Annotated in this window: 18 protein-coding genes and 1 pseudogene; 10 read left to right on the top strand and 9 right to left on the bottom strand. The window is 69.2% G+C overall.

Translation table 11 applies throughout. From position 1 onward, the window contains the following. Positions 1-46 precede the first annotated feature (46 nt). The 4 genes from ACIBK9_RS06980 to ACIBK9_RS06965 form a co-directional block, all read right to left on the bottom strand. Positions 47-1,318, bottom strand: coding sequence for a PP2C family protein-serine/threonine phosphatase (locus tag ACIBK9_RS06980; RefSeq protein WP_397155806.1), 1,272 nt, complete (start codon positions 1,316-1,318; stop codon positions 47-49). Positions 1,319-1,404: 86 nt separating this feature from the next. Next, the gene (locus tag ACIBK9_RS06975) at positions 1,405-2,334 is read right to left on the bottom strand and encodes an acyl-CoA desaturase (protein WP_397155804.1); all 930 of its coding nucleotides are present in this window, start codon (positions 2,332-2,334) and stop codon (positions 1,405-1,407) included. A gap of 98 nt (positions 2,335-2,432) precedes the next feature. Beyond that, on the bottom strand, positions 2,433-2,756 hold the full coding sequence (locus tag ACIBK9_RS06970) for an STAS domain-containing protein (protein ID WP_352360947.1): 324 nt from the start codon (positions 2,754-2,756) through the stop codon (positions 2,433-2,435). Between the two features lie 119 nt (positions 2,757-2,875). Further along, a complete protein-coding gene (locus ACIBK9_RS06965) occupies positions 2,876-3,457 on the bottom strand; it encodes a DUF5994 family protein (protein ID WP_397155801.1) in 582 nt (193 codons plus the stop codon). 150 nt (positions 3,458-3,607) lie between these two features. Here ACIBK9_RS06965 and ACIBK9_RS06960 point away from each other — a divergent pair, with 150 nt between their 5' ends. The 6 genes from ACIBK9_RS06960 to ACIBK9_RS06935 all read left to right on the top strand — a co-directional run bounded on the left by ACIBK9_RS06960 (position 3,608) and on the right by ACIBK9_RS06935 (position 8,438). Beyond that, entirely contained in the window at positions 3,608-4,612 is a 1,005-nt protein-coding gene (locus tag ACIBK9_RS06960; protein WP_397155799.1) for a tyrosine-type recombinase/integrase, read from the top strand. Between the two features lie 190 nt (positions 4,613-4,802). Continuing rightward, a complete protein-coding gene (locus ACIBK9_RS06955) occupies positions 4,803-4,925 on the top strand; it encodes a hypothetical protein (RefSeq protein WP_352321808.1) in 123 nt (40 codons plus the stop codon). Between the two features lie 96 nt (positions 4,926-5,021). Continuing rightward, on the top strand, positions 5,022-5,411 hold the full coding sequence (locus ACIBK9_RS06950) for an STAS domain-containing protein (protein WP_397155797.1): 390 nt from the start codon (positions 5,022-5,024) through the stop codon (positions 5,409-5,411). Positions 5,412-5,684: 273 nt separating this feature from the next. Beyond that, positions 5,685-6,770 carry an AI-2E family transporter gene (locus tag ACIBK9_RS06945; protein WP_387660963.1) on the top strand — a complete coding sequence of 362 codons (1,086 nt, stop codon included), beginning with the start codon at positions 5,685-5,687 and terminating at the stop codon, positions 6,768-6,770. 199 nt (positions 6,771-6,969) lie between these two features. Then, entirely contained in the window at positions 6,970-7,926 is a 957-nt protein-coding gene (locus ACIBK9_RS06940) for an acyl-CoA desaturase (protein ID WP_397155795.1), read from the top strand. After that, on the top strand, positions 7,923-8,438 hold the full coding sequence (locus ACIBK9_RS06935) for a DUF5994 family protein (protein WP_397155793.1): 516 nt from the start codon (positions 7,923-7,925) through the stop codon (positions 8,436-8,438). The genes ACIBK9_RS06940 and ACIBK9_RS06935 overlap by 4 nt, the downstream gene beginning before the upstream one ends. 23 nt (positions 8,439-8,461) lie before the next feature. Here the strand turns inward: ACIBK9_RS06935 and ACIBK9_RS06930 are convergent, their stop codons facing one another. Beyond that, the gene (locus tag ACIBK9_RS06930) at positions 8,462-8,902 is read right to left on the bottom strand and encodes an ATP-binding protein (RefSeq protein WP_397155910.1); all 441 of its coding nucleotides are present in this window, start codon (positions 8,900-8,902) and stop codon (positions 8,462-8,464) included. Between the two features lie 434 nt (positions 8,903-9,336). On the opposite strand from ACIBK9_RS06930, the gene ACIBK9_RS06925 reads away from it, so the two are divergent. Next, complete coding sequence (locus ACIBK9_RS06925; RefSeq protein WP_397155791.1) at positions 9,337-9,585, top strand: STAS domain-containing protein; 249 nt, start codon at positions 9,337-9,339, stop codon at positions 9,583-9,585. 298 nt (positions 9,586-9,883) lie between these two features. On the opposite strand, the gene ACIBK9_RS06920 is transcribed toward ACIBK9_RS06925, so the two are convergent. Then, positions 9,884-12,679, bottom strand: a complete 2,796-nt coding sequence (locus tag ACIBK9_RS06920; RefSeq protein WP_397155789.1) for an ATP-binding protein — start codon at positions 12,677-12,679, stop codon at positions 9,884-9,886. A gap of 135 nt (positions 12,680-12,814) precedes the next feature. Here ACIBK9_RS06920 and ACIBK9_RS06915 point away from each other — a divergent pair, with 135 nt between their 5' ends. From ACIBK9_RS06915 to ACIBK9_RS06905, 3 genes are all read left to right on the top strand, one after another. Beyond that, entirely contained in the window at positions 12,815-13,600 is a 786-nt protein-coding gene (locus ACIBK9_RS06915; protein ID WP_397155787.1) for an alpha/beta fold hydrolase, read from the top strand. After that, positions 13,597-14,139, top strand: coding sequence for a dihydrofolate reductase family protein (locus tag ACIBK9_RS06910; RefSeq protein ID WP_397155785.1), 543 nt, complete (start codon positions 13,597-13,599; stop codon positions 14,137-14,139). The genes ACIBK9_RS06915 and ACIBK9_RS06910 overlap by 4 nt, the downstream gene beginning before the upstream one ends. A gap of 543 nt (positions 14,140-14,682) precedes the next feature. Then, the gene (locus tag ACIBK9_RS06905; protein WP_397155783.1) at positions 14,683-15,000 is read left to right on the top strand and encodes a hypothetical protein; all 318 of its coding nucleotides are present in this window, start codon (positions 14,683-14,685) and stop codon (positions 14,998-15,000) included. Positions 15,001-15,325: 325 nt separating this feature from the next. Here the strand turns inward: ACIBK9_RS06905 and ACIBK9_RS06900 are convergent, their stop codons facing one another. The 3 genes and pseudogenes from ACIBK9_RS06900 to ACIBK9_RS06890 all read right to left on the bottom strand — a co-directional run bounded on the left by ACIBK9_RS06900 (position 15,326) and on the right by ACIBK9_RS06890 (position 16,491). Then, positions 15,326-15,658, bottom strand: coding sequence for a hypothetical protein (locus ACIBK9_RS06900; protein WP_397155908.1), 333 nt, complete (start codon positions 15,656-15,658; stop codon positions 15,326-15,328). A 34-nt stretch (positions 15,659-15,692) separates the two neighbouring features. Beyond that, positions 15,693-15,926: pseudogene (locus ACIBK9_RS06895) on the bottom strand (transposase); the annotation flags it as partial. 64 nt (positions 15,927-15,990) lie between these two features. After that, positions 15,991-16,491 carry a hypothetical protein gene (locus ACIBK9_RS06890; RefSeq protein WP_397155781.1) on the bottom strand — a complete coding sequence of 167 codons (501 nt, stop codon included), beginning with the start codon at positions 16,489-16,491 and terminating at the stop codon, positions 15,991-15,993. Positions 16,492-16,981: the final 490 nt, after the last annotated feature.

Raw genomic sequence — 16,981 nt, 5'->3', positions numbered from 1 at the left:
TCGGCCTCACCGATGTCGACCGGCTCGGTGCCCATGCTGTTGCGTCCTACGGTCCCGGCACCGCGATCTTTCCCAGGACGAGTTGCTGTTGCCGCCCGGTGCGCCACTCGACCATCAGCACGGTGGCGTCGTCTTGGAGCCGGCCGTGCTGGTGCTGCAGGATGCTGTGGATCAGCCGGCGGAGTGTTTCCGGGGCGGACGTGCCGTCGGCCTCGTGACGGACGATGAAGTCGATGAAGCGCTCCAGCCCGAAGGGTTGCCCCTCCTTGCTCTGGGCCTCGATGACGCCGTCGGTGTAGAAGAGCAGCCGGTCCCCGGGTTCCAACTGGTAGCGCAGCAATCCGGTGGACAGGCCCAGGCAGATGCCCATCGGCGGATCGGGCACGCTGTCCAGGGTCGCGACCTGCTGGCTTTTGCGGATCACCAAGGGCGGATGGTGCCCTCGGTTGACCCAGCTCAGCCAACCGGTCCGCAGGTCCAGATCGGCCAGGACGCCTGTGGCGAAGCGGTCGATGAACTGCTCGTCGATCGCCGCGTCGATCGCCTCGCTCGTCGCGGGCAGGTCTTTGCCTTGGCGGCGGCTGGTGCGACCGGCCCCCATGGCGATGGTGGCGGTCAGGCCGGCCGCGGTGTCGTGTCCCATCGCGTCGAAGATCGACACGCGCAGTGTGCCGCTGTCGATCGCGTAGTCGTAGGCGTCGCCGCCCACCTCGTAGGCAGGTTCCAGCGCGGCGCTGACCACCACGTCGTCATCGGCGAAGGCTCGCGGTGGGAGCAGGTTCCACAACACCTCGGCCGACAGCGTCATCGGCCGAGCGCGTACCAGGCGCGCATAGGAGTCGCTGTGCGGGCGTTTGCTGATCACCAGCAGCGAGACGAGGGAGGCCAGCCGGCCGGCCAGCAACCCCACGCTCTCCGACCCCTGCGCCACGGTCACTCCCAGGACGCCAACCCGCTCGGTGTCGCTCAGCAACGGCACCCACAGGCGCTGCGGCCCATCACCTGCCGTCGACGTCGGCGCGGTCTCGGGCGCGGCGGGATCCAGCACGTGCCGGGCCTCGACGATCTCCATATTGCGGAAGGCACGTCCTGCCATGGTGGCGTCGATCCGGATCGGTTCGAGCGGTTTGCCGAACACGTCACGCTGCCCGGTCAGCGGGACCAGCACCTGCTGCTGCAGGTCGGCTACGTAGACCATGGTCTGGGAGAAGCCCGCCGACCGTCCGTACTCGGCGACCAGGGCTGGCAGATCCTCCAGCGAGGAGAGTTGGCTGGCGCTCAGCAAGCCGCCCAGCAGCTGCTCGCCATCACCGGTCACCGCGATGCCTTCCCTGGAGGCCCTTCCCCTTGCACTAGTTCCTCTTCCCAGCTGTACGAGCTTCTCCCTCAACGTGCTGACCAGGGCTAACGCCTCTTGGTTCCGCCCTGGCGCGGGGCGCTGGTGCGCAGCGTGTGCTTGCCGGCCACCGTGCGATGGTGGCCGAGGACGTCGGGGGGCTGCCAGTGCACATCGCTGGCCCAGTTCAGGCGTTCGAACAGGCTGATGAGTGCGGCTGAGGGATCGATCTGGCGACCGCTGCGGCCGTGCCGGGCGCAACTGGGCTCACTGTGGTGGCCGTTGTGCCAGCTTTCTCCGAAGGACAGCAGGGCCAGCGGCCACAGGTCGGTGGAGCGGTCATGACGGCGGGCTTTGTGCGGCCGCTCACCGATCATGTGGCACAGGGAGTTGACGCTCCAGGTCACGTGCTGCAGCAGGGCGATACGGATCAGGCCGGCCCAGATGAACGCGGTCAGCCCGCCGTAGAGGCTGCCGCTGATCGCCCAGCCCGCCGCGAACGGCAGGAGCAGGGAGGCGGCGCACAAGGCGGGGTAGGCGCGGGAGATCCGCAGCATGGCCGGGTCGTTGCGCAGCAGATCGGGAGCATACGTCGTGGCCGAGGTGGGTTCGCTGGAGAACAGCCGGCCCAGGTGAGCGTGGGCCAGGCCGCGCAGTCGTCCGCCGAGACCGGTGCCGTACCGGTAGGGGGAGTGCGGGTCGCCGGGCCGGTCGGTGAAGGCGTGGTGGCGGCGGTGGACGGCCACCCAGTCGATCAGGTTGCCCTGGAAGCTCATCGACCCGGCCACGGCCAGGACGGCGCGGAGCCACGGACGGGCGGTGAAGGAGCGGTGGGTCAGCAGGCGGTGGAAGCCGACCGTCACCCCCAGCCCGGTCACGACGTAGAAGACGACGGCCAGGAGCAGGTCGGTGAGACTGACACCGACTCCCCACGCCAGCCAGATGCCGGCGCCAAGCGCGAGGAACGGCGCGATCACGATTGCGGCGGTCAGTGTCACCGGGGTGATTCCGGCCCGCGCCGGTGTCGCAGGCCGAGGGAACGGCGAACTGCCGTCATAGCCGGCCGGGGTGAGCTCGAAGGTGAGTGGTATGCCGGTCATGCGATGATCGGGAATCGGTGGCCCAGGCCGGTGATGTGCAGCAGCCGGGCCATGCGCGGCGGAACGCCGGTCAGGGCGAGCGTGATGCCCAGTGACCGGGCCCGGCCTTGAGCGCCGACCAGCACGCCCAGCCCGCCGGCGCCGCAGAAGGTCACCTGGGACAGGTCCAGGACGAGCAGGTCGGTGCTGTGGGCGAGAGTGTTGATCAGCCGCCTGCGCAGCTGAGCCGTGGTGAAGATGTCGATGTCCCCTGCCAGGTGCACGATGGTCGGCGCCGAGGCGCTCGCCTCGCCGAGTGGGGCGGTGTCGATGACGGTCATGGAAGTCTCCTGTGGAGAAGCTGGAACGCGATGAGATGCCTGCCGGCCGGAGATCGGCCCGCCGCCGGACAACGGGCGATGCCTGGACCGCTCAATCCGGCCGGCAGGCGGCACGCGGGTCACGCCAGGATCGGCCGTGCCGTGAACGAGGCCGCCTTGTGCCCGTTGACCGACCCGCCCTCGTTCTCCCAGCGGGCTGAGCCGGCCGACGCACGCGGACCGGGGCCCGCCGGCAGGTGCGCCAGAGTGAGAATGGCGTCGGCCGTCAAGCCGGCGGTGTCCTGGGCGGTGAGCTTGAGCACGGCCTCGGCGACGCCGGCGGCGGTTCCTGACGGGATGATCAGCAGGACGACCGGCTCGCCGGACGCGAAGCTGAGAGTGATCATGCGCGGGTCGGTGTGGCGGAACCAGCCGACGCGGACCTGCCGACCGCGGGCCGGGATGCGGCGCGGGATGTTCTGCCACGCATCGCAATGCACGCCGACGCGGAGCGTGACCCGATCAAGCAGTCGGTCGACGGCGGCGATGAGACCGGGCAACTCCGCGGCGGTGTCACTGGAGTAGGGCCACCAGGCCCCGTCCACCACCGATCGACGATTCGGCACCGGGTGGAGACTGAGCCGTAGCGCGGAATCGACCCGAGGCATCGCGGACGAAGTGGGGCTGAGCGGTGCGGGCTGAGAAAGAAGTGTCGGCGTCATGGTCGCTGACCTATCCGGGCCCCTCGAAGGGGCCTGTGGTGGTTCGCCGGGGGCGACGCAGACCTGAGTGCCAACGCTCGATAAGTCCTCGGTACCTTCAGTCTACCTCCTACTTCCGGAATCACATAATTCCGGAAGTAGACTCTGTGGATGACTTCCGGAAACTCGCCCTCGGGAATCACGGAGCCGGCCGGAGTCGCTTCCGGAAACCCGCGCCGGTCGCGGGCCGTCCCGCTCCCCGCTCCCTACGCCGCCGTCCTGGCCGACTACACCGCCGCACTTGAGCGCGCCCCGCTGGCCGACTCCACCAAGACCAAGTACACCTCCCGGCTGCGCGGCTACCTGGACTGGCTGGCCGTCCAAGCCGACGCCGCCGCCCTGGACGGCGATCCGCTCACCGATGCGGTCGCGGCCGCCGGCGCGGTACGCGACTTCCGCCGCCACCTCAAGGACGGCCGCCGCGCTCCCAACACCATCGACGCCTACCTGTCGGCCATTGACGACTTCTACGCCCGCCGCGGCCTCGGCAAGCCCCAGACCCAGCGCGAACGCGACTCCCGGCGCACCGCCCCCCGAGTCCTGGACGCCCGGCGCGCCCGCCGCTACGTCCGCCACGTCCAGCTCACTGCCTCCCCGCGCGACAAAGCCGTCGCCCTGCTGCCCTACTACGCCGGACTGCGAATCTCCGAAGTCGTCGGCCTCGACCTGACCGACGTGCGCCTCTCAGCCCGCACGGGCGAACTACGCATCCGCGGACAGGGCCGCGACGGCGGCAAGATCCGCCTGCTGCCCGTCCACCCCGACCTGCGCCAGGCCCTGACCGACTGGCTGGCAACCCGCGCCGGCTGGAAGGGAGCCGGCACCCACCCAGCGCTGTTCCTCAACCAGCGCGGCGGTCGCCTGAGCGACCGCGCAGCCCGCGACATCATCACCGGCCTCGGCGACGCCGTCGGTCTGGGCGAGGACCCCACCGAGCCCTTCAGCTCGCACGTCCTGCGCCACACCTTCGCCACCCAGCTCATCCGCCACGGCACAGACCCCGTCCTGGTCGCCGACCTCCTCGGCCACGGCTCGTTGGACACCACCCGCCGCTACGGCCTGCCGACCGAAGCGGACAAGGCAGCCGCCTTGAACGCCCTGATCAGCGACCACTAGCTGTACTGACCACAGAGGTTAGGTCGAGACGACACGCGAAAAATGATCTTGTAAAGGGGTGAGGGCCTTCGGTTCGGTGTGGATTGCGACATCTACACGCCGACCAGAAAGGCCCTCATGCCGTAACGCGCCGCTGACCGAACCCGGACGCCTGCGCCTGGCCCGCTGTGCCGGCCGGCTGAACGACGGCTTGAACGCCGAGCAGACGCTGGAGCGCATCACGACCGCCCTGAGCGAGTATGCCGGGGACCACCACAGCGACGACACCGCCCTGCTGCTCCTGCGCGTACCCACCGCTGAGGAGAAGCCATGACGACCGGCCGTACCGAACCGCGCCGGTGACAGGACGGGCGTCGCGACACATCAGAGAGCGGGCGCGGGGCAGAGGGCCCCCCGAGAGGAGGCGTCGATGCCTTCGCAGCCGATGTCGAACGACCCGCCGCCCTTGCGGCTCAGCGTGCGCGCGGCGCCTCCGGGCCAGGTGGTGGCCGTCCACGGCGCACTGGACCTGAACACTGCCACGCACCTGGAACACGAAGTGGTCAAGGTGTGCCGGCAGCAGAACCCACCGTTAGTGATCATGGACATGTCCGGGGTGGAGTTCTGCGACTCCTCCGGGCTGAGCAGCCTGGTCCGTGTATGGAGGCAGATCGACCATGACGGCGGCGCGCTGGCCTTGATCGGCCTGCACGGCACATGTGAGCAACTGCTCCGCAGGACCGGCCTGCTGGGGCGCATATTTCCCACCCACCCCACTCTGGCGCAGGCACAGGACGCGCTGGCCCGGACACGGCAGTGATCGGCGAACCGCCATCGTCAATCCCGGAACCCAAGACGTCGGCAGGTGACCTCGCGCGTGTCGGCCGCCCCGATGGCGTTCACCCCCGCGGTGCTCACCGCAAGCCAAGTCGGCACCACGCAGGCCGCCGCGCTCGTGACGCAAATTCTCTGCTTCAACTTTCCTTTACCGAAGCCGGGAAGTGCGCCTATTTCCGACCGGTGGGGAAGTTTCCCGTGCGTGGACTCACCTCAGGAGCGCCTGTTGCGGTTGGTGCCTGCGACCTTGGCGAGGATGGCCGCGTGGTGCGCGTGCCTGATCGTCATCGGCATCGTGGCCAACTACGTGCTCGGTTTCGTGGCGACGATGCGCATCGTCGCCCTGCCGGTGGCAGTCGCCCTGTTGCTGACCGCGCTGCTGTTCCCGCTCACCCGGCGGCTGCGCGAGTCGGGGCTGCGGACGATCTACGCCACCTGGGTCACCATGCTGGTCGCGCTCGCCGTGCTGGGCGGGACGGGCTGGATCATCGGCGTGCGGGCCAATGAGGAGTTCCCCGGCCTGTTGACACAGGTCAGGCAGACGGCCAAGACGGTGGAGGGCTGGCTCTACACCGGCCCTCTGCACGTGAAGCCCGTTCAGCTCAGCGGCTGGGTGGACGAGATCGCCAAGCTGGTCACCGAGCGGCAGCAGCAGATCACCTCGACGGTTCTGGCGGGGACCGTGGTGGTGGTGGAGGCGCTGGCCTCGATCGTGCTCCTGCTGTTCGTGACGTTCTTCCTGCTCAAGGACGGTGACCAGATCTGGTCCTGGTTCCTCAAGGGGTTCGGCCGGATGGCGCCGCGGGTCGACCGGGCCGGGCGGACCGCCTGGACCACGCTGTCGCACTACGTGCAGGGCACGGTGGCCGTGGCCGCGGTGCACGGCGTGCTCATGGGTGTGGTGCTGGCCGTCATGGGAGTACCGCTGTGGGCGGCACTGGCCGTACTGATCTTCCTGGCCAGCTTCGTCCCGATCGTCGGCATCCTCTTCGCCGGCGCGGTCGCGACGCTGGTCACGCTCGGCGCGAAGGGCCCGATCTACGCGCTGATCTTCGTCGGCATCCTGATCGTCGAGCAGCAACTGGAGAACCACGTGCTCCAGCCGCTGATCGTCGGCCGGGTGCTGCACTTCCACCCGCTGGCGATCATCATCGTGCTGGCCGTCGGCGGCATCCTGGCCGGGATCGCGGGCGCGGTGGTGGCCGTGCCGATCACCGCCATCCTCTACCGGGCCGTCCCCGAACTCTTCAAGGACGTCCCGCTCGCCCTCCCGGCGGGACCGGTCCCCGAACCACCGGCGCAGGCGGCGCCTCCTGGGAAGGAACCCGAACAGAAGGATTGACGGGCTCGGGGGCGGGCGCGGGTGGTGTCCGGGCCGTGGCGGCCTCATGCGGGACGGGCGCGCCCGATCCGTTGGCGGTGGGATGTCCCCCGCCCGTCCGAAGCTTGGCATCGACACGGGAGTGGCTTCCGTGCGTGTGGGCAGGTGAATTGCTGTCCAGGGGGAGAAAGGACGCTGCCGTTCGGGGGAGGAAGTCGGCATGGCTTCGTCAGGAACAGGTGTCATCGAGCGGGCCGGCGCGGCACCGCTCATCGGCGGCCGTAAACCGGTCGCGGCGATGGTCGCGTTGTGGGTGTTCGTGCTGGTGCCGTTCGCGGCGCTGGCCGCCGCCGTGCCGGTGGCCTGGGGGTGGGGGCTGAGCTGGACCGACGTGGCGATAGCCGCCTCGGCTTACGTCCTGACCGGGCTCGGCGTCACGGTGGGCTTTCACCGCCATCTCACCCATGGCGCGTTCAAGGCGGAGCAGTGGCTGCGGATCGGTCTGGCCGTAGCCGGGTCCCTGGCGGTGCAAGGCTCGGTCATCCAGTGGGTGGCCGACCACCGGCGCCATCACGCCTTCGCCGACCGTGACGGCGACCCGCACTCGCCCTGGCGTTACGGCAGCAGCGTGCGCGGCCTGGCCAAGGGGCTGCTGTTCGCGCATGTCGGCTGGATGTTCGGGCGTGACCTCACCAATCGGAAACGTTTCGCCAAGGACCTGCTCAACGACGCCGGCATCGGCCGGGTGGACCGGTTGTTCGGACCGCTGGTGGCAGCCTCGCTGCTGCTGCCGCCCGCGATCGGCCTGCTGGTCACCGGCACCTGGCGTGGCGCGCTGACCGCATTCTTCTGGGGCGCTCTGGTACGGATCGCGCTGCTGCACCACGTCACCTGGTCGATCAACTCCATCTGCCACGTCTTCGGCGAACGGCCGCTGATGACCCGCGCCGGAGACCGGGCCGCGAACTTCTGGCCACTAGCTCTCCTGTCATTCGGCGAGAGCTGGCACAACGGCCACCACGCCGACCCCACCTGCGCCCGCCACGGCGTGCTGCCCGGCCAGATCGACCTCTCCGCCCGGCTGATCCGACTGCTGGAGCGGCTCGGCTGGGCCCGCGACGTACGCTGGCCGACCCCGGCGCGCCTGGCCGCACGACGCCGCGAGCCCTCCCCATGACCGGCTCCGAGGAGGTGCGGCTCAGCCTCGATCCCGACCTCGCACGTCGAGGCGCGGTGGACGGCGCGTGGTGGCCCGCCGGCTACGACGCCGGCGCGGAACTGCCCGCACTGATCGCCGCCATCGACCAGCGGCTGGAGCGGCGGGTCCTGCGCGTCGGCCTGCACGTCGACACCTGGCACAACATCCCGCATCGCATCGCCGCCCCCGGCCGCCAGGTCAGAGTGGGCTGGTTCCGCACCATCGACCCCCACCTGATCAACCTCATCATTCCGGGGATCGAACACATCAACCTGCTCGTCATCCCACCCGACACCACACCCGCAGCCGCCGAGAAGGCACTCGACCTGGCCACCCGATGCCGAGGCCGCACCCGCTCCGGCGACCTCCTCACCGCCGCAGACCACGACGGTCCCGCCGACACCGCCGCCGAGGAGGAGCAGCGCCTGGCCGGTTGGGACAACGAAGGCGGCCGGACCCGACAGCCCGCCCGCGAGGACCCCACACCCTGATCACGCGTTCGGTGGCGGGAAAGTCAGTCCCGCAGACGGACGACGATGACGACGGTCGTGCCGGCCGGGCCGGTGGTCACCGTGAGCGAGTCGCTGAGCTCGGCCATCAGCCACAGCCCGCGGCCGTGGTCACGGTCGCGGGCAGGCATCGATGCCCGCTGCTGGTAGTGGCGGGCCGGGATCCCGGGGCCATGATCGCTGATCTCGCAGCACAGCAGGCCATCGGCCTGCCACAGGCGGACCCGCCCGGATCCACCACCATGATCGAACACGTTGGCCACACCTTCGTGCACCGCCAGTTCAAAATCTTCCCGCCGAGCCGACGACAGCCCCTGCTGGGTGGCATGGGCGCTCACGCCCTTCCGCAATGCGCTCTGATCGTACGCGGCCGCGCCACCCGGCCCGGACGTACTCAGTGCCCAGGTCAGCAGCGGGTCTCGGCATTCCGGCGGCGGCCCGAACATCCCGCTCACCGGTCACGCCCGCTCATCGCCGGTCACCGGGGGCGACCGGCTGCCCTCCGAGGGAGCTGCCATCTGAACGCGCCGCACGCCCGCCCCCTCGTCGCAACATGTCGACAGAGGTCGGGACATCAGACGACGGAGGGGCCGCGACGGTCGGCACGGGCAATGGAATGGCCGACGGCGCCTTGGACATCATGGTCCCTTCGATGGCGCGATCAGCGTGACTTACGAGAGCGACGACAACCGCAGTGCGATCAGATCCTGACTCGCGACACCCCTACCCCTGCGGCTAAGGGGGAAACGGCCCAGGGGTCCGGCTGCTGGCGACGCCCTTGCTCCCCATCGACAAGCCTCCTCCATCCATGAGATCGCCAAGCCCACTCGAAGAGGCTCAAGCGGGCGCGGGGCAGAGCGCCTCCCGAGAGGAGGCGTCGATGCCTTCGCAGCCGATGTCGAACGACCCGCCGCCCTTGCGGCTCAGCATGCGCGCGGCGCCTCCGGGCCAGGTGGTGGCCGTCCACGGCGCACTGGACCTGAACACTGCCACGCACCTGGAACACGAAGTGGTCAAGGTGTGCCGGCAGCAGAACCCACCGTTAGTGATCATGGACGTGTCCGGGGTGGAGTTCTGCGACTCCTCCGGACTGAGCAGCCTGGTCCGCATGGAGGCAGATCGACCATGACGGCGGCGCGCTGGCCTTGATCGGCCTGCACGGCACATGTGAACAACTGCTCCGCAGGACCGGCCTGCTGGGGCGCATATTTCCCACCCACCCCACTCTGGCGCAGGCACAGGACGCGCTGGCCCGAACACGGCGGTGATCGGCGAACCACCACCGTCAACCCCGGAAACCAAGACGTTGACAGGTGACCTCGTGGTGGCTCGCGGACTTCGCCGAAGCCCGCATGGGGTCCTTGCGTCTGCCGACGATTACGTCCATGCAGTTCAAGCAGCATGTGAGTATCCGTGGAGGACTCCTGTTACGGGGTTCTCCTACCCGTCCTCGTGATCAGTGCTTCGAGGGCGGCTCGGCCCTCTTCGGCGCGATGTGGGATCAGCAGGAGGGTATGGGCCCGTTCCAGCCGGGCGTCGATGCCCTCCCACTGGGCGACCGAGGCCGTCAGCGCGTCCGGGTCCGCGTGGAGCCTGCCGCCGGCGCGAGCCAGGCATGCCGAGGCCCAGTGGTTCTCACCGGCTGTCAGGAGCGCGGCCGCGAGCCGGTCCGGGGCATCAGGCAGCCCGGCGACGACGGCCAGCTCGGCTCCCGCCGCCTGCGCGTACGCCGCGTAACGTCCCATCGAGAACGTGCCGAAAGCCCTCCCCACCAGGGCGGCCGCGTCGCTCAGGTCACCGGACTGCAGCGCGGCACGGGCATCGACGAACGCGCCGAAGGAAGTCAGCCGGGCATGCCCGGCCTGCGCGTGGTCGACCACCACGCCGGCCCTGTGACGCCAGAGCCGGAAACGGACCCGGTCGTCGAGAAGCCCGTGGGCGAGCGCCACGGCCGACACGGAAGGCAGCAGCCATCCGGCCGGGGGCCGGCCGGCTCGTTCCCAGCCCGCCCACATCCGTTCGCCGTAGCGCAGGGCCGCGCCGAGGTCCCCGGTGAGGACGAGCGCGGGGATCAGCCTGCTGGCCGAAATGTAGGGGTGGTCCCCGACGAGGTCGTCGGCCATCATGATCCGACCGGCGGTAATCGCCGCGGGCAGATCTCCCGCGACGATCGCGTCGGTGCAGGCCACGTGCAGGGTGTCCACAATCTCGATGGCCGAACGCGGGTCGTCGCGGTCCATCACGGACAGCAGTGCCAGCCGCTCCTCGGTGTGCCGCCGGGCTTCGCGATGCCGGCCGGCCCGTACGGCGGCGGTCGTCACCGCGTCGAGTCCCGCGCTGATGAGCACGGCGTCGCCCGTCGTCCGTGCGACGGCGAGCGCGCGGGCGGCCAGGGCCGGGTCCGGGTCGAAGGCGCCCGGCCGCTCGGTCCAGGCTGCCGCCGCGGCGATTGCCGCCGCCACGATCGGGTCGCCGGGGTCTCCGGCCTCGGCGGCTTCCGCGAGATGACGGCGAAGCCGCTCGCCGGGAATGCCTTCGGGGAAGGAGGCGAGAAACCTCGCTGCCGTCTCCACCGCACGGGCCAGGGCGATTGCGCGGCCGTTCTCGTCGCCCGCGGCGTGGGCCTGCGCCGCCGAGGCGAGCAGCAGGTCGAACACGTATTGCCCGGAGATGTTGTCCAGGGAGCAGTCGGCCGCGTTCCGCAGGTCCTTGGCCGCTTCGGCGGGGCCGGGCGCTCGTTCGGCTGCCTGCCGGTAGTGGCTTTGGGCCTCGGCCAGGAACCGGCGGGCGAAGGTGAGCTGCCCCAGCGAGCGGGCCAGGCCGTGCGCAGCCTCGCCCGGTCCAGGCGGTGCGGCGGCCAGCGCCGCCCGCAGATCGTCTGCGACCTCGTCGAACTCCCGCCGCCAGACCTCGGCGCCGTCCTTCTCGCTGTCATCGACCGGCGCCGCCGCCCCGGCGTCGTGCTGTCTGGCGGCGATCAGCCGCTCCTGCATCGCCGTCGCGGTACCGGCGGCCCACAGCAGATGGAGTTCCCGAGCCGCGTCGTACTCGCCGGCGCCTCGTAACAAGTCCTCGGCGAAGGCTCTGACGGTCTGCAGGAGCCGCCATCGGCTCGCCGTCCCCTGGGTGCGTACGACGAGACTCTTGTCGACGAGCCGCCCCAGCACATGGCTCACGGCGCCGGGTGGGCGGCCGGCGGTGAGCGCCGTCGCGGCGGCCAGGTCGAAGCCGCCGCAGAACATCGACAGCCGCCGGAACAGCGCCTGCTCTTCCTCGTCCAGCAGGTCGTGACTCCATTCGAGCACCGCGCGCAGGGACCGATGCCGCCGGTCGGCGGCCCGTCCTCCGGTGAGCAGCCTCAGCGTGTCGTCGAGCGCGACGAGCAGTCCGGCAAGCCCCAGAGAGGCGCTGCGGGCCGCGGCGAGCTCGATGGCCAGGGGAATGCCGTCGAGGCGGGCGCAGATCTCCGTCAGCAGGGCCGGGTCGGCGTCGAACTCCGGATCGGCCGCGGTGGCCCGGTCGAGGAAGAGCGCCTCCGCGTCGGAGTCCAGGGGCAGCGGGCCGATCGGCACGGTACGTTCGCCGGGCACGCCGAGGCGCTCGCGGCTCGTCACGAGGATCCGGGTGCCCGGGCAGGCTGCCAGCATTCGCTCCGCGAAACCGGCAGCGGCGTCCAGCACGTGCTCGCAGTTGTCGAGGACGAGCAGCGCCCGATCGCGGCGGAGCCGTTCGATGACGGCGTCCTCCAACGGCTGCTGGGCGCGCTCACCGACCCCGAGCACCTTGGCCGCCGCCTGCGTGACGAACCCGTCCCGTACGGGAACCAGATCCACGAATGTCCCGCCGGCCGGGTACGAGGAGCAGATCTCTGCCGCGAGGCGGCTCTTGCCCGCGCCGCCGGGACCCAGCAGGGTGACCAGCCGGGAGGCGCCGAACGCCGCCAGGACCGCCTCGTGTTCCCGTTCGCGCCCGACGAACGAGGTCATCGGGGCGGGAACCCCGGGTTGCGGCGTGTCAGGGATGTCGCGGTCCACACCGGCCTGCACCGCCTGCTGCGCCAGCTCCTGCCGGTCGGCCACGCCGTACTTGCGCAGCAGCGAGGCGACGTGGCTCTCGACCGTGCGGACGGAGATGCGCAACCTGTTCGCGATCTGCGCGTTCGACAGCCGCGCCGCCACCGCCGCCAGCACCTCGGCCTCGCGCTGGGACACCTTTGCGATCATCCGGACATCATCACGTACGTATGGACGTCACGGACGTCTCAGTGGCGAATCAGTGGAGTCCACGGATGTCGAACAGCTGCCACGTGAAGCATTCTGATCATGCAACCGACGAACACCGAACACGAGGGAAACGACATGGACAAGGTCATTTCGCAGGACGGCACCGCGATCGCCTACGACCGGATCGGGCAGGGCCCGGCGATGATCCTCATCGGCGCCGGCCCCACCGACCGATCCGCCAACGCGCCCCTGGCCGAGCTGCTGGCCAAGGACCTGACCGTCTACAACTACGACCGGCGCGGCCGCGGCGACAGCGGTGACACCGCCCCCTACGCGGTGGACCGCGAATACGAGGACATCGAGGCGCTCATCACCGCGGCGGGCGGGTCGGCGCACCTGTACGGCACCTCCGGCGGTGGCATCATCGCCCTGGAGGCCGCCGCCCGCGGGCTCGCCGTCGACAGGCTGGCGGTGTGGGAGGTCCCCTACATCCTGCCCGGCACCCGTACGCCGGTGCCGGCCGACTACCGCGAGCAGCTCGTGGCGCTGCTGGCCGAGGGCCGCCGGGGCGACATGTGCGAGCTGTTCCTCACCGCCGCGGTCGGCATCCCGGCCGAGTTCGTGGCCCCGATGCGCGACTTCCCGGGCTGGCCGGCGATGGAGGCCGTGGCCCACACGCTCATCTACGACGCCACCATCACCGGCGACTTCTCCCTGCCCGCCGATCGGCTGACCGGCGTCACGGCCCCCACCCTGGTGATCGACGGCGAGACCATCCCGTGGATCAGCAGCACGGCGCAGGCCGTGGCCGACCTGCTGCCGGACGTCCGGCGAGCCACCCTCACCGGTCAGCCTCACAACGTGGACCCCGAGGCCATCGCCCCCGCGCTCGCCGCGTTCTTCACCGAGGCCACAGCGTGAGCACCATCGTCTCGCAGGTGTTCGTGTCGCTGGACGGTGTCGTGGAAGCCCCCGAGCAGTGGCACTTCCCCTACTACGACGAGGAGATGGCCGCGGCCGTCTCCGGCCAGCTCGACGAAGCCGACATCCTCCTGCTCGGACGCAGGACCTACGAGGTGTTCGCCGCCTCGTGGCCCGGCAGAGGCGGCGAGGTGCCGTTCGCCGACCGGATCAACTCGATGCCCAAGCTGGTGGCCTCGACCACGCTGACCTCCCCGGCCTGGCAGAACACCACCGTCATCCCCGGCCCGGTCTCCGGCGAACTCGCCGCCCTCAAACAGGGGCCGGACCGGCACATCACCATCAGCGGCAGCCTGACCCTGGTGCGATCGCTGCTGCGCGACAACCTGCTCGACGAACTGCACCTCCTCATCCACCCGGTCGTCCTCGGCCGTGGGGAGCGGCTCTTCGCCGACGGCGGTCCGACCCCGCTGCGACTGGTCCACTCGGCCACCTTCGCCACCGGCGTCCTGCACCTGATCTACCACCCTGGCCCCTGACAAGGCGGGGGCAGAAACTCGGTGGATTGACACGGATTTCGAGGCGTCCGCTGCGCGGCCGCGGAGGCGCCGCTCAGTGGTCGCGTCTCACTGATCGCTGTCCCCGCAAGTGAATACCCATCCGGCGGCGTCGAGCCCGCTCAAGTGCCGGCGTTGCCGGTGACGGCGCAGGAGCGGATCGCCTCGGCGTCCGAGGCGATCGTGCGCCGGCTCCATCTGGCGCAGCGCTCGAAGCGCCCATCCAAAAGGATGGAGCGTCCACGATGCCTCCAACCTGCAAGGATTGATATCCGGCGCCCGCACCTCCATCTCCGCCTGACCGGAACAACCACGAGATCGATCAATGCGGTGATATGAATGGGTGGGCGATGAGCGAGCGAACGTTCGAAGTCCGACTGTGCGGGCGACCGGCCCGTTCGGGCAGCTCGCGCAAACAACGCGTCTACGGATCCGACGTGGTGTGCGGTACTCACATCACCGACCATGAACGGGCCCTGTCCGAGGCGTACCAGCGCGGCCGACGGGAGGGGCACTCCGGCGGGCATGACAGCGCGCTCGACGGCCCGGCAGGAGATCGAGCGACTTCAGCGGCGTGTCGCCGAACTGGAGCAGCATCTCGACGACGCCCAGCGCTACTACGAGATCAACGGCGACCAGGTCGTCGAGGTCGGCAAGTACGCCTATCGGTGGCGTGGACAGCCACCCCTCACGGTCGGCGAACGAGTGTTGCTTCCCGAGAACTGGGTCAGCCAGATGACTGAAGGCCGAGGGACGTTCGTCGGCGAGGTGACCAGGCTCGGCACTACTTACCGCGGCCACCTGTCAACCATCGTCGGCAGAGCAAGAACCGACCAGAGCTGACCCATATCAGCGATCGGCCGCCGTTCCGGTGTTCCGTGCTCGCCACGTGCTCTTCGGTCAGCGACACGCGTAGACATCGGGCGACAGGCCTGGGTATTTTCCGGGCGGCATAACGCGGCAGAGCGACACAATCGAATACGCCAAGATTGCTCGCGACATAAAAACTCGCGACTTTTAATCCGTAGGTTCCGGGTTCGAGCCCCGGGCGCCCTACCAGCTCGAACACCTCACCTTGATCATGTCGGGCGAGGTTGTACAGCCATCTTTTACAGCCAAGAGGGCCGGGATCCCGCTGATGGGAGTCCGGCCCTCGGTCATCTGACGGTCATCCGAAGAGTTGTTCGGCGGCCTGTACGCGCCTGTGCTTGCGGAGCGCGGCAAGGGTCGGATCCGGAACGGGAACGGTACGCCTGGAGCGGTCGGTCTTGGGATCGACGAGTTGAAGGCTTGCGTCCGCCCGCTGGAGGCTCTGCCGTACGGTGTGGTGCCCGTTGCCGAAATCGATGTCGGTCCGGCGGGCGAACGCGTTCCTGATCAGTGCGTGGATCTGCTTGACTGTGGCTGCCTTGAGGCCCGAGTCCGCCTTGGCCTCGATGAGCCGACGTACGTCGGTCCGTGAGAGGTTGTCGAGCTTCTTCTTGCCGAGGACGGGCTTGATGTGGTCGGCGATGAGTTGCCGGTAGCCGCGGAGCGTACACGCCGGAGGCGTTCCACTCGGCCAGGCGTCGCCAGCACGTCATGCCCGAGCCAAAGCTGAGCTCTTGGGGCAGGTGCTCCAGGCGATCCCGGTGCGCAACACGAACAGGATGCCCTGCAGTGCCAGCCTGTCATCCAGCCGCTTACGCCCTGATGCCGAACCGCCGCTGACGCTGCGGCAGAAGCGGTTCGATCACCCACAGCTCATCGCTGACCTCCCACGGCTTCAGCTTGGCCCCCGGCGCCCTCTCCTCGGCTCCAGCAAGAGATCACGGCACAACAGAAATCGTTCTGTTAGGCGCTCTTAGCCGGTGGCGAATGACGAGTGACCAACTCACCAATCGGCTCCATGTGCCAGTCAGAGACGTAGACGCCTACTTGAATCCGCCGATCGGCGCCGATCTCGTAGACCTCCGGGGGAACCGCCTTGCGTCGATGCCCTTTCGCGTCAATCGGCTCCACAATGCCAACGCTGAAGGTCATCACGTCGACTGGATACAGGCCACCAATGCGTTTGGGCTGCGCGTCGACGAAATCGGCCCAGTTCACGGTGACCCTGTAGGCATCGCGCTGAGCGATCATCCTGTCCTCGGTGACAGTCAGGGTTCGTCGCCGAACCCTCACCACCACCAAAGCTAGGTAAGTAACGCTCAGCACCACAGCAACCACGGCAATCAACCCCGCGGGCTGGCCAAGAGCGATAGCTAGGAGGCAATAAGCAAGAGCGAACACTACGGCACTGATGCCACCAGAGAAGAAGGCGATCGACCAACGTGGACGATATGTGATCTGCACGAACAAACCGTATCGCCGAACGGCCACATTCGGTTCCATTGCCTCAGGCAAGGTCGTTCCAGCTCCGGGATGGTCGCCAAAGGCAAGACCGATGCCACCCTTACGATCGCCTGATGTCGGTTGGTCGCCATGCAGGGCCGGGGGCGATCGACGGTCTGGGGCTTCGTTCCTCAGCCTCAGCCCACGGGCACCAGGGTTGCACTTCAGGTAGCAATACTGGGTCGTTCAGAGCCGTTCAGGGGTCGCATGTCGGGGGGCAATCTCATCGCCGCAGCGCTGGCGCGCGCGGAACAGGCCATTGGCGTCCATTTCTCGTGTGTGGCAGAGGCGGGATGTGTCGCTATCTCGGAATGGCGGGCCATGGTGATTTGGGCCTGTGCCGACGGGCTGCTTATGCGGGCGTTGGGGCGTCCGTAGAAGCAGCCCGGGGTGGTCGGTGGCGGGGAGGGCGTTGAGGCGCGGGCGCTTCTTGGGGACTTCGAGCGTCTCG

Origin of the sequence: Nonomuraea sp. NPDC050227, assembly GCF_044459705.1 — a bacterium.
Taxonomy (GTDB): domain Bacteria; phylum Actinomycetota; class Actinomycetes; order Streptosporangiales; family Streptosporangiaceae; genus Nonomuraea.
The sequence above is the reverse complement of the archived record's forward strand: the minus strand, read 5'-3'. Positions and strand labels throughout refer to the sequence as shown.

Coding starts and splice junctions, on each gene's coding strand:
- ACIBK9_RS06965 (WP_397155801.1), bottom strand. CDS start 3,457: ATGACGCCGACACTTCTTTCTCAGCCCGCACCGCTCAGCCCCACTTCG.
- ACIBK9_RS06905 (WP_397155783.1), top strand. CDS start 14,683: ATGACAGCGCGCTCGACGGCCCGGCAGGAGATCGAGCGACTTCAGCGG.
- ACIBK9_RS06930 (WP_397155910.1), bottom strand. CDS start 8,902: ATGTTCGGGCCGCCGCCGGAATGCCGAGACCCGCTGCTGACCTGGGCA.
- ACIBK9_RS06935 (WP_397155793.1), top strand. CDS start 7,923: ATGACCGGCTCCGAGGAGGTGCGGCTCAGCCTCGATCCCGACCTCGCA.
- ACIBK9_RS06960 (WP_397155799.1), top strand. CDS start 3,608: ATGACTTCCGGAAACTCGCCCTCGGGAATCACGGAGCCGGCCGGAGTC.
- ACIBK9_RS06970 (WP_352360947.1), bottom strand. CDS start 2,756: ATGACCGTCATCGACACCGCCCCACTCGGCGAGGCGAGCGCCTCGGCG.
- ACIBK9_RS06950 (WP_397155797.1), top strand. CDS start 5,022: ATGCCTTCGCAGCCGATGTCGAACGACCCGCCGCCCTTGCGGCTCAGC.
- ACIBK9_RS06945 (WP_387660963.1), top strand. CDS start 5,685: ATGGCCGCGTGGTGCGCGTGCCTGATCGTCATCGGCATCGTGGCCAAC.
- ACIBK9_RS06915 (WP_397155787.1), top strand. CDS start 12,815: ATGGACAAGGTCATTTCGCAGGACGGCACCGCGATCGCCTACGACCGG.
- ACIBK9_RS06940 (WP_397155795.1), top strand. CDS start 6,970: ATGGCTTCGTCAGGAACAGGTGTCATCGAGCGGGCCGGCGCGGCACCG.
- ACIBK9_RS06925 (WP_397155791.1), top strand. CDS start 9,337: ATGCCTTCGCAGCCGATGTCGAACGACCCGCCGCCCTTGCGGCTCAGC.
- ACIBK9_RS06920 (WP_397155789.1), bottom strand. CDS start 12,679: ATGATCGCAAAGGTGTCCCAGCGCGAGGCCGAGGTGCTGGCGGCGGTG.